The sequence below is a fragment of the Povalibacter uvarum genome, from assembly GCF_014202975.1.
Taxonomy (GTDB): domain Bacteria; phylum Pseudomonadota; class Gammaproteobacteria; order Steroidobacterales; family Steroidobacteraceae; genus Steroidobacter; species Steroidobacter uvarum.
In genome coordinates this window covers 303,229-314,327 of the sequence record NZ_JACHHZ010000004.1, presented here as the reverse complement: position 1 = coordinate 314,327, position 11,099 = coordinate 303,229, and the positions used below count along the sequence as shown (strand labels likewise).

9 protein-coding genes are annotated in these 11,099 nt (G+C 62.9%); all 9 read right to left on the bottom strand.

The window, feature by feature from the left end:
- Positions 1–10 precede the first annotated feature (10 nt).
- The 9 genes from HNQ60_RS28130 to HNQ60_RS17725 are packed head-to-tail and all read right to left on the bottom strand — an operon-like array spanning position 11 to position 11,094.
- Entirely contained in the window at positions 11–2,026 is a 2,016-nt protein-coding gene (locus tag HNQ60_RS28130; protein ID WP_184334108.1) for a glycosyltransferase, read from the bottom strand.
- Entirely contained in the window at positions 2,023–3,285 is a 1,263-nt protein-coding gene (locus HNQ60_RS17760) for a glycosyltransferase family 4 protein (RefSeq protein ID WP_184334107.1), read from the bottom strand. Before HNQ60_RS17760 ends, HNQ60_RS28130 begins: the two co-directional genes overlap by 4 nt.
- A gap of 11 nt (positions 3,286–3,296) precedes the next feature.
- On the bottom strand, positions 3,297–4,049 hold the full coding sequence (locus HNQ60_RS17755) for a class I SAM-dependent methyltransferase (RefSeq protein WP_184334106.1): 753 nt from the start codon (positions 4,047–4,049) through the stop codon (positions 3,297–3,299).
- The gene (locus HNQ60_RS17750) at positions 4,046–5,404 is read right to left on the bottom strand and encodes a glycosyltransferase family protein (protein ID WP_184334105.1); all 1,359 of its coding nucleotides are present in this window, start codon (positions 5,402–5,404) and stop codon (positions 4,046–4,048) included. Before HNQ60_RS17750 ends, HNQ60_RS17755 begins: the two co-directional genes overlap by 4 nt.
- On the bottom strand, positions 5,352–6,479 hold the full coding sequence (locus HNQ60_RS17745) for an acyltransferase family protein (protein WP_184334104.1): 1,128 nt from the start codon (positions 6,477–6,479) through the stop codon (positions 5,352–5,354). Before HNQ60_RS17745 ends, HNQ60_RS17750 begins: the two co-directional genes overlap by 53 nt.
- Positions 6,476–7,477 carry a glycoside hydrolase family 26 protein gene (locus HNQ60_RS17740; protein WP_184334103.1) on the bottom strand — a complete coding sequence of 334 codons (1,002 nt, stop codon included), beginning with the start codon at positions 7,475–7,477 and terminating at the stop codon, positions 6,476–6,478. Before HNQ60_RS17740 ends, HNQ60_RS17745 begins: the two co-directional genes overlap by 4 nt.
- Positions 7,474–8,634, bottom strand: a complete 1,161-nt coding sequence (locus tag HNQ60_RS17735) for a glycosyltransferase (RefSeq protein ID WP_184334102.1) — start codon at positions 8,632–8,634, stop codon at positions 7,474–7,476. Before HNQ60_RS17735 ends, HNQ60_RS17740 begins: the two co-directional genes overlap by 4 nt.
- Positions 8,631–9,833 carry an OpgC domain-containing protein gene (gene opgC / locus HNQ60_RS17730; protein ID WP_221304266.1) on the bottom strand — a complete coding sequence of 401 codons (1,203 nt, stop codon included), beginning with the start codon at positions 9,831–9,833 and terminating at the stop codon, positions 8,631–8,633. Before opgC ends, HNQ60_RS17735 begins: the two co-directional genes overlap by 4 nt.
- Positions 9,823–11,094, bottom strand: a complete 1,272-nt coding sequence (locus tag HNQ60_RS17725) for a hypothetical protein (RefSeq protein WP_184334100.1) — start codon at positions 11,092–11,094, stop codon at positions 9,823–9,825. The genes opgC and HNQ60_RS17725 overlap by 11 nt, the downstream gene beginning before the upstream one ends.
- Positions 11,095–11,099: the final 5 nt, after the last annotated feature.

Genomic DNA, 11,099 nt, shown 5'->3' with positions numbered 1-11,099 from the left:
CCTGACATGTTTACGTCTTGGAGTATTCATTCTCCGGTCTTTCATATTCGGCATCCTCGCTCGCCCCCAATTGGCCCGCATCAAGGGTGGACGCGGCGCCCGGCGTGATTTCGCCGACGTCGCGTCGGTACAGCTCCAACGTCCGGTCGGCGATCGAGTTCCAGTCGAAGGCCGTCAGATCGGCTTCGGCATGCTCCGGCGGATTCGCGGTGCGAAGCTCCTGCAGCATCGCTGTCGTCAGCGACCCCTCGTACAGCCGCAGCCACTGCGACCCGACCTTCGATTCGATCTCCGGCAGCGCACCCAGGCGCGGTGCGAGTGCCACCCGATTGAATGAGAGCGCGAGCAGCACGCTGCCCGAGTTGAGAATGCTGTCGAAGGGCAGGACGACCGCATCCGCAGCGCCGAAATAGGTCGGCACCGCCTCATCCGGAATGAATTCGAGGCGCAAATGGATCCGTGGATCCGCGGCGCACATTTGCGACAGTGCCTCCGTATCGATGCCGTGTCCCGGCTGCCCGGCGATCACGAGCTGTACGTCGTCGTCATTTATCCCGCGAAAGGCTTCGATCAGCCCGGGGACGTTCTTGTAGCGACGAACGTTGCCGAAGAAGAGATATGTGAATCGTCCCTGCGACAGCCCGAGCTGCGTGCGGGCGGCCACGCGCGAAGGCGGTTCGCCGTAGGCACCGCGATAGTGTCCGTGCGGAATGATCGTGGCCTGCTTTTTCCCGATAGCCGGATAGAGTGACTTCGCGGCCTGCAGTCCGTTCGTCGTGAGCGCGATCACATGCGTGCATGCCTTGGGAAACCACATCGGGAAGAGCCGCGCCGAGAACCAATGATTGCGATCGTGTGGCTTGAGGTTGTGCATCATCCACACGATGCGCGTGCCTCGGCGACGCAGCAGCGTGATCAACGCAGCGAGCCGCGCGTGTTTGAACAGCGAGCCCGCGAACGACTTGCTGGTCAGGTGGGAATCCGGCCAGTGCAGGTGCAGCACGTCATAGCGTCCCGCCATCGCACGGCCATAGCTGAAATCGTCCACAGCGGCGCCGGTTCGCTCGAGCGCGTCGGAGAAGCGACTCACGAATGGATTGCCGTTGTCCTTGGGGAAGATCAGGACTGCCGGAGAAGGCTCCTGAGGCTGGCTCACAGCCGGCATGGGCGGCCATCGCGTCACCTGTTGAACATCGCGCAGATCACGCACGCGCGCTTGCAGCTTCTCGAGACGCTCTTCCAGTCGGCTGGCGTCGGCAAGCCTGAAGATGGCATCGTCCCTTTGCTGGCGCAGCGCCCTCACCAGGCGCCGTTCGGCGATCGCCTGTGCCGGACGCATCCACGAGCGCCTGACCGGAATGAGCGTCTGGGTGATCGCCGATTCGGTCGACGCGCCGACGATCGAGAATGCATCACGCCACTTGAAGTCCGCGACACCCTCGCCTTCGTAGTAGTGCGAGCTGATACGCACGCGTGCCCACGGTATGCGCAACGCTTCCGCGAAAATCGCCGCGTGCAGCGACTCGCAGTAGACGCGTGAACAGGCAGCAAGTTGACCCAGAAACTGTTCCCAAGGCAGCGTGGGACTGATGACCTCGAATCCGGCATCGCGCGCCACGTCGGAGATCCGCGACCAACGCTCGGAGTACACGTGCGGGATCAACGCGACACGATCGCTCGTGGGATATGCCGAGGGCTTGTAGATCCTGCCGACGAGGAAGCCGGGATCGCCCAGTGCGACCTCGTCGCTCAACCCGATCCGGTCGGCGGTCAACGTTCCCCGGACAGCGGCGAATCGCAGATCTCCGGTGAACTGCGGTAACCGTCGGCCCGGCCGCAGTCCGGACCCCATGACGACACGACGGCCTTCGAGTTTGTTGAGCCGCTCATCGAGAATCGTCCCGATGCCGACGAGCCACTGCGCGCTGTCGAGGCGTTCGAGATCGGGCAACAGCCGTCGCCACAGCACGGCGTTCAGATCGTCGCCGACGTTGCCGCCTTCCGCCTGGTGATAGAAGACTTTCACGTTGACACCGACTCCACGCGCGAAGCGTCATTGCTCAGCGCCTGGTGGCGAGCACCGCCCTGCGTGCGAATCGCCGTCTCCCACACTTTCATGTAGTCGGCGAACACGCGGTCGATGCTGAACTCCGCACTCTTCCTCACGCAGGCCGCGGAGAAGTCGGCGCCGCGCCACCCTGCGTCGATCTGGCTTCGCAGGTGTCGCGCAAGGTCTTCGCTGTCGCGTGAACGGAACACGAAACCAGTGCGTCCGGCTTCGACGATCTCCGGCATGCCGCCCACATCGGCGACGATGGCCGGAACGCCCTGGGCGTACGCCTCGTAGATGACGCGGCCGAGCGGCTCTTCCCAGACCGACGGAACGACGAGCACGTCGATGCGCTCGAGAAATTCTGCCGGTCTGACGAAGCCCAGGAACTGGACGTTGCTGCCGGCATAGGCCGCTCGCAGCTCGGTCATGTACGCCTCGTCGCCCTTCCCGCCCAGCAATACGGAAACCTGGTGCGCCGGCAGCTTCTTCGCCGCGTCCAGCAGCACCTCGATTCCCTTCGTGTCCTTCTCCATGCGGCCCAGATAGCCGACGACGATCGGACTGCCGGGCGCTCGATTCGCACGCGGTGTTGCGTTGATGCGCGCGTTGCTGGCGCCGTGAATGATGAACTTGTTCGGGACTTGCCCGAACAAGCCGGTGTCCTCTAGCCGCGTCAGCATGCGTCGACTCAAGCTGATCACCGCCGCCGGCAGATTCGAGTTCATGCGTCGCGGCGTCGCGAACACGTGGCACGAACCGCACTGCTTCGCGCAATTCTCGAGTCCCTGCGTCATCGTGCACTTCGGACAACCGAGGTAGTAGTCATGCAGCATCTGCACGAGCGGGATGTTCATCTGGCGCACAGTTCGCCAGAGCGACACCGAGAATCCCTGCAGATTGCCGGTCTGTACGACATCGGGTTTCTCGCGCTCGAGGATGCGACGCACACGAGAAGCCATGATTGGATTCCACGCATCGACAGCATGCCAGGCCATGCGCGCAATCGGGTTGCGCGACTCTTCCGATTGCTTCCAGAAGAGGTTCGCAAGCGGCACATAGTAGGTCCGAACGCCGTTGACCTCGCCTTCGCGCGCAACGCCGTCGGGCGAGAGACTGACGACGGTCGCCTGATGGCCGTTTGCAACGAGCGCTTCCGCGACGATGCGCACGGTGCGCTCCGCGCCGCCGCGCTCGTTGGGTGCATACAGTGTCGAAACGAAAAGGACTTTCATGACAAGGCGGATCAGGCTCTCAGTTCGAAGTAGCAGTACCAGGCGTACCGGCGCAGCAGCGGAATGCGGCAAAGGGCGCGATCGAGCGACCACACGAACTGCGTCACCCAGCTCTTCGGATTCACCGTCGGCGACATCAGCCCGAGCACCGGCGAGATGAGACCGAAGAACGTCACGCGGGAAGACTTGAAAGCGCGCGTCATCTGACGCAGATCGCGGACCAGCAGTGGATGCTCGTCGGGCGTCCGCAGCTCGGGCGTCCGGTTGCGAAACCAGTTGAGCGCGGGATTGTGGCCGAGCGGCTCGGCAAAGATCGCGACGCCGCCATCCCGCAGGACGCGGCGCAGCTCCTGCAGCGACTTGGGAATGTCGAGGTGGTGAATGATCCCGGCGCCGATGACGACGTCCACGCTGCGATCGGCGAAGCGCATGTCTTCAGCGTTGTCGACGACGAACTTGACGTTCGGCAGGTTCCGCTCGCTCGCAACCGCCTGCGCCTGCTGGATCGCCACGTCGGAGATGTCGATCCCCGTGACCTGGCGGGCGGTGTGCGCGAGATCGAAGGCCATGATCTCATCGCCGCAACCGTATTCGAGCACGCAATGGCCGCGACTGAGCTGCGTCACTCGCGCGCGAAACTCCTCGAAGCCGTACGCGATTGCGTCGTAGAACCGCCGTGTTGGTGATTCCCGGGTTGCGTTGTTCTCGACGAACCGCTGGTTGTGGAAGTCGCGCTCGCGAGCAATTCGTTCCGCTGCACTCATTGGGGTTCTCTCATCTCACAAGCCGTGGAGGTACTGAACGTCTTGAGAACCGCGGCGGGTTCGCCGCGGCCTGCATTTCTTTCCTGGCGTATGCGGCTGATTGCCCGTGACAACTGGATGCCGCGGTCCTGCCATCGAAACAGCGTGCGTGCCATCCCGAATGCGAGCTCCTGTCGCCGGTTGAGGACATCGAACTGGTCGATGTCGGCGACGATCGCGGCCGTCAGAGACTCCAGGTCGCTGCGCACGATCATGTGAGCCTGCAGGGCTCGCGGCAGACCAGCGGCCGCTGCCGCCAGAGTGGCAATCGGGACACGACCGAACAGGTAGTCCAGCAGCTTGAGCTTGAAGCCGCCGCCGATCAGCTCGGGCACGATGGCCATGCGGGCCTGCGACAGGAGCTGGCTCAGCGCGCCATCTGAAACGAAGCCGTGAAAATGCGTCACGCGCGCTTTCGACTGGAGCGCACCGCGTAACGCCTCGGGCACATCGCCGATGATGTCGAGCTGGATGCCGTTCGCAGCGAAGACCGGATCCGCGAGCTCCACGAAGCGCCGGAGGTTCTCCTGCTTCATGACCCAGTGAAAGGAACCCACGATCGCGACACGGCGCGGGGTCCATTCATCGATGCTTCGTACCGGTGCCGCTTCACCCGCGTAGCCCGGTGTCAGCGTAATCGTCTGCGGAGCCAAGGACTTCATCGGTGCGGTCAGCGCGGCACCATCTTCGTCCGTAATTGTCGTCAGCAGATCGACACTGCGAGCCACACGACGCTCGAGGTTCTGAACCTTCAGCGCGTTGAGCCGCAATACCACGCGTCGAGGCAGCGAGCCGCGCGCTTCACGCACCATGTCGCGCCAGACAGCGGCTTCATGGTTGTGGGAAACATGCACGAGAACCGTCGACCGGGCCGCGCCGTATCGATACGCGAGGCAACGATCGAGCGCCCAACCTGTGCCATAACCGTCCAGCACGATGGCATCCCATTGCTCATCCAGTTGCTTCTCCAGCAGACGGCGATACTCGCTCGTTGCATCGACGGCCGCTGCATTGGGCAGACGGCTGAAGACAGCGGCGACTTCGCTGCGGCGCGCGCCGGGCACCTCAACCCAATCGACGTGCCTGACCTCCGCCGGAACGGCTTCGGTCGACCCGAAGCCCATGAACCGCACATGATTTCCCGCACCCGCCAGCGATTCCGCGAGCTTCGCCGAATACACCTTCGCGCCCGCATCGGCCGGATAGGGCACATAGCGCGCGATCCACAGGATTCTGAGCGCTGCGCTCGGCTTGATTTCAGGCTCACGCTGCACGAACTGTCCCTCCGACTTCGGCGCGCCGGGTGGACGCGCCACGCATGACATTCGCCAGCTTCACTTCGAACAACCGCCACGATATCCACGACACCGGCAGCGACACGGCGAGACTCCCGACGGCGAACACGGTCAGCGCGACCGCGACGCCGTACTCCGGGAGAATCAGTGGTGTGATGAACTTCTTCATGAAGGCCATCACCAACGCGTGCCACAGATAGAAGCTGTAACTGATGTTCCCAAGGAACTGAAAGATCCGGCCGCAAAGGACGGTCGCCTGGCGGCTTGCATTCAACGTCACGCTCGCGAACATGTGCAGTGATGCGATGAATGCGATCACCAGCGCGATCCATCGCCCATCCAGGATGTAATCGAAGATGGTGTCATTCATGTGCGCCTTGAACGCACCCGTCGCGCGCCACGCGACGAGGAAGATGAGCAGGCTGACCAGCGGGAAGCGCAGCCACTGGCTTCGCTGCGCAAACCAGTCGCGGTACTTGAATACGAGAACGCCTGTGACGAAGAACAGGGCGCGCGGGAACAGCATGATGAACAACGCGCCGAGCGTGAGCCAAAGCGCGAGCAACGCGTAGCGCTGCTGACTCTTCCTGTAGATGAAGAGACCCATGGCCGCCGTGAGATAGAACACCCATTCGTAACTCAGGCTCCATGACACCTGGTGGATCATCGGGAAACGCACGATGGGCGGCAGCAGGAACAGATTGCCGACGAACAGCGCGGCTGCTTCGATCGGATTCAGCCCGCGCAGCGGCGGAATCTGCAGGACGATGCACATCAGCGTCACGGCACACAGTGCCGGCACCCATGCCGAGAAAATTCTCGCGACGCGATCGTGGAGGAAGCCGCCAATGCTTCGGTGTCGCAGCAGGCTTGCCAGGATGACGAAGCCGCTGATCATGAAGAACATCTCGACGCCGTAGGTCAACGAGGTCCACAGGTAGGTGATGGAGTCCTTGACCCAGTTTCCGGACGGCCACAGCAGGATTCCGGCGCTGCCGACGTGAAACACGAAGACCAGCATCGCGCACAGACCGCGATAGCCGTTCAGCGCCGCGTTGAAATCCTTCTTTTTGGTCGTCGGGAGCGACATCGTCATGCCCCCGCCGGCTTCGCGCGCTTGCCGCCGAACGCCTTGAGAAACGCCGCCGCGGCCTGCGGCTGCCTGTCATCCGACAGACGCGAGTCGTAGTCCTTGTTCCTGTATTCCCAGTAGTTGTGATACGCGATGTCGTTCTCGCGAATCCACGCGGCCATGTTCTCGATGAAGTATGGGTCGTCCGGCGGACCACCCCACTTTACGTGCACGCCCGTGCCCCACTCCGGAAGCGACATCGGCTTGCCATGACCGCGGGCGAAATCGCGATGCCATTGCAGTCCGTGCTGCATGGTCTTGCGCGACTCCCACCGGGTCTGCGTGGTGTTGCGCTGCTCGTCGACCTTCGTGTTGTAGAAGTCGAGACCGATGACGTCGACGTAGTCGTCGCCCGGATAGGCCTTCTCTGCATCGAAGCCGCGAGCGGAACCGGCGACGCTCCAGTCGAACTTGAAATCGGAGTCCGGCGTCTTGCGCAACGTGTCGACGATGCGGCGCCAGTAGGCGGCCCACGATTTCGGATCGTGGCTCGCGGCCCACGGATACCATTCGGCATTGAATTCCCAGCCGATGCGAATGGTCGATCGGCCGTAACCGTGTTTGACGAGGAAGCCGCCGTACTGGCTGAACAGCGCATCGAACTTGCCGCTCGCGCCATCGGCGAGTTTCGCGGAGCGATTGGGCGGCAGCATCGGCAAGGAATAGACGACGTTCTTCTGCCCCGACTTGTCCCAGCAGTTCACCGCCCACGCGCGGCCCGCTTCCAGCACCTGCCACGAAATGAACTCTAGCGTCTGGTCGACTTCGCGGCGCAGCCAGCGCTCGTAGTCACCGAGCCGCTCCGCGCCGGAACATCCTGCGCCGAGATACACCCCAAAGCCGAGCGGTGGCCGATCGGTACTCAGTCGCGCGGGTGCCTTCGGCTCGGCGGCATGGAGCCGCCCGAATGCCGAAAGACCGGCGGCACCGACCAGAGAACCAAGCAGCGCACGGCGCTTCATTTGACGCCTCCGCGAATCGAATTGGCCGGCGTCCAGGTCTGGAATCTCTCGCCGCGCAACGACCTCAACACACCGAGCCCTGTCCCGAGCATCGCAAGCAACAGGTCGGCAATCTGGGCGAACGGCTTGATCGACCATGCGTGACCGAGCGTAAGGCACAGTGCCGCGACGATCACGAGCGCAAGCGCGACCAGCGGATACCCGGCGGATGCGAGCGCGGCGAGGAACGTGACCGATCCGAACGCGAGGAAGTAGATGCCAAGCCAGCGAATCAGTTTGTGCGAGACATACTTGTAGCGCGTGAGCCAGTCCGTCTTGCGCAGATGCGGCCACAGCAATCGATGGACGTTGAAAGCCTGGCACGCTATGCGCACCTTGCGGCTGAACTCCTCGGCGCTCTTCGACACGGACTCTTCGTACGCACGCACGTCCTGCGCCTGGATCACCCGGTGGCCGTCGATGAGCGCCATGAGCGACGTATACATGTCGTCGATGATGTGATCCGGCGGCGCACGTCGCAGCTCACGCCGGATCGCGAAGATCGAACCATCGGCGCCCATCATGGAGCCCGTCCGTGACTCGAGGCGCTTCAGGGCCTCCTCGAAGCGCCAGTAGAGCGATCCGGAAGACGCGGTAACCGAATCGCCGCCGTTGATGTAGTTCAGGTTCCCGCAGACGCAGCCGATCCGTGGGTCGGAGAAGTGCCGGCGCAGATCGTCGATGCAGTGCTCATCGAGCATGACGTTCGCATCGGTGAACACGAGGATGTCCGCATCCGCGCGCGACGACAGCACATTCATGCCGTAGGTCTTGCCGTGGCGCTCCGTGCTGATGTGAAGATCGATCACCGATGCATAAGGCTGTAGCAGTTGCGCCGTCCGGTCGCTCGATGCGTCGACGTATACGAGAATCCGCAGATCCGGATGACGCGCGCGCAGATGCAGCAGGTTCTGCATCTTCGCCTCGATGACGCGTTCCTCGTTGTACGCACACATGCAAATGGCGAACCGCAGCCGACCGGAAGCGGCCTCGGCAGCCGCCACGTTCGTGTGTTCCCGCTGGCGCCGGATGAACAGCAGCGACAGCGGATAGGTCACGAACGGATGCAGCGCAAGAAACAGGAACACCGCGCTAGCGATGAACAGGGCTATCGTCATGGAACAGTCCTCGCGACGACGGAGGGATCTTCACTGCCCGAGGCATCGCGGGCGCTTTCCGGCTTCGGCTTGCGCCAGGGCTTGTCTCCGATCCAGCCGACGACCGGCGCGGCAATGCAGAGCAGCGCCACGATCGTGACGCCGGCGATGAAGACGGAAATGGCATCGAACGACATGTCGCGAGCCATGATGGCGACCGCGACGTAGACCAGGATCGTGCTCAGGCAGAAGCATTCGAGCGAACGCTTGCCGACGCTCGCGACCGCACGCATCGCCAGCGAGCGCTGCGCCGCTTCCGACCGCGGAATGATCTGCATGACGAATACGACGGAGATGAGGAAGTGAATGACCTGCAGCGGCCCCAGGTTCGGCTTGTCGAAGCCGGGGATCGCCAGCGGGCCGAGATACGGAATCGACCAGTTGCTGTAGTCGAGCGCCTTGAGGAGGAACGCGAGCAGCAGCAGTCCACCGCTCACCAGCAGCAATCGCTCGTGGGACCACGCTGCGCGCAGCTTGCGAAAGATGTCGTGGATGCCGGCGAGCATCCCGAGCACGAACATGAACTGCCAGCCCAGGGGATTGAAGTTCTCGGACAGGTCGAGCGCCGGGGCAAACGTGTAAGCAGCGTTCAGCTGGACGAAGAGCCAGATGCCGAACGACAGCATCAGCGGCAGGATCGTGCTGATGCGCGTCAGGAGCACGATCGCCGGCGCGATGAGCAGCAGCACGATGTAGAGGTTCAGGATCTCGAAATAGAGGGGCTCGAACCGCATCCCGAGGAATGCCGCGAGCATGCTTCCGGACTGCGGCCCCATCAGCCAGGAGATTCCGGTCATTGCATTGAGCTGGTCGTTGAACAGCACCGGCGAGCGCAGCAGCATGAGAACGGCGCACAGCGTGAGCAGGTTCAGCACATAGATGTGCCAGGATCGTTGCGCCGCCCTCGCCCACATCATTCCGACGCCGTGCGTCTGCATCGTCTTCAGGTACACGATGCCGGTCAGATAGCCGGAGAAGAAGACGAAGAATTCGGCGGCGCTCGACCAGCCGATCTTGATCCAGGTGATGAACGGGTTCACGAACTCGGGCGAGCCGAACTTCTCGGCCAGCCAGGTGAGGTGATCGACGCCGATCATCAGGATGCCCGCACCCCGGACGAAGTCGATCGCCAGGTCCCGCCGCATGGGCTCACCGCGCATCAGATGCCTCCCTGCCTTGAATCACCGTTCGTCGCAGCGGCGTCATTGCCACCGTCGTTGGCCAGAGCAGCAGGCTCGTGGCGAAACCCGTAACCGATGGCGAGTACGCGCCGTTCATGAAGTACGCAACGATGATGCCGATGCGCAGCACGATGGGTGCGCGCGATCCGAGCAGGCAATAGAAGATGAACGCGAAGTAGAACAACGCCCCGATCACGCCAAACTCGAACACGATCTTGGCGTGTGCCATTTCGCCTGCCCGATAGCCGGCCGCCGCATCGAAGAACGATCCCGCGCCATAGCCGAGCAATGCTCGCGCGGGCTCGTTCCACAACTTGTCATTGAAGAGCTCGACCCAGCCCACGAAGCGGATGAACGCGCTCGATCCTGATGAACTGAACTCCGTCGCGCGGCTCATCGTGACGTTGAGATTCAGCGGCTCGACGAGCAGCGCAAGGATGCCGACCAGCAGCAGGCCGCGGATGAGCAGATCCCAGCGTCGATGAAGAATGACCAGCAGCGGCAATGTGACCGCGAGGATCAGCAGGCCCGTGCCCGAGTACGAGACGACGATGGCTGCCGCGTAGACCACCATTCGCCAGACACGACTCTTGTAGACGAGCTCACAGGTCAGTCCGAGTGCGCATAGCTGGCAGAACACTGAAGGCTCGAGCATCACGAAGCCGGTGGCTTTGTAGATGTGTGACCCGTAATACAGGACCGCCATGTCGTTGTATCCGCGAGTCCGGAAAGCCTCCGGAACGAAGGTCTCGATCGGGAACGCGAGCGCGGTGCCACCGACGAACTGCAGGCCGAACTGCAGGATGCCCGCGATCGAGATGATCACGCTGAGGTTGCAGAAGAAGCGCAAGGCGTCTTCGTGCGTCACGGTGTGCGGACGCGCTGCCGGCGTGTAAGCGAATCCAATCAGCGCCATCATGGCCAGCGAGCCGAGCGAAAACATGTCGCCGCGCCAGACCTGCACGAGCGACAGCACTGAAAGCATAAGCAACAGCAACGCGAGACGCGCTGGAACGAGTTGCAGACGCCCAGTCAGTAGTCCGATGCCGAGTGCCAGCAGGATCACGGGGAACAGCAGTCCGATCGCCGGAACGAGCGCTGACCACGGCGCGAACTTCGCGAAGACCGTGGCCACGACGATCGGCGTGAACACGATGACGCGCGTCGGCCAGACGGCCGCATGAGCGTCCGATCCCGAACGCAGCATTCCCGCGTATCCGGGAGCGATGGTCTGTGTCACCGTCA

Bases quoted from the DNA above. Each gene is read 5' to 3' on its own strand.
- HNQ60_RS17760 (WP_184334107.1), bottom strand. From the start codon at position 3,285: ATGAAAGTCCTTTTCGTTTCGACACTGTATGCACCCAACGAGCGCGGC.
- HNQ60_RS17755 (WP_184334106.1), bottom strand. From the start codon at position 4,049: ATGAGTGCAGCGGAACGAATTGCTCGCGAGCGCGACTTCCACAACCAG.
- HNQ60_RS17745 (WP_184334104.1), bottom strand. From the start codon at position 6,479: ATGACGATGTCGCTCCCGACGACCAAAAAGAAGGATTTCAACGCGGCG.
- HNQ60_RS17740 (WP_184334103.1), bottom strand. From the start codon at position 7,477: ATGAAGCGCCGTGCGCTGCTTGGTTCTCTGGTCGGTGCCGCCGGTCTT.
- HNQ60_RS17735 (WP_184334102.1), bottom strand. From the start codon at position 8,634: ATGACGATAGCCCTGTTCATCGCTAGCGCGGTGTTCCTGTTTCTTGCG.
- opgC (WP_221304266.1), bottom strand. From the start codon at position 9,833: ATGCGCGGTGAGCCCATGCGGCGGGACCTGGCGATCGACTTCGTCCGG.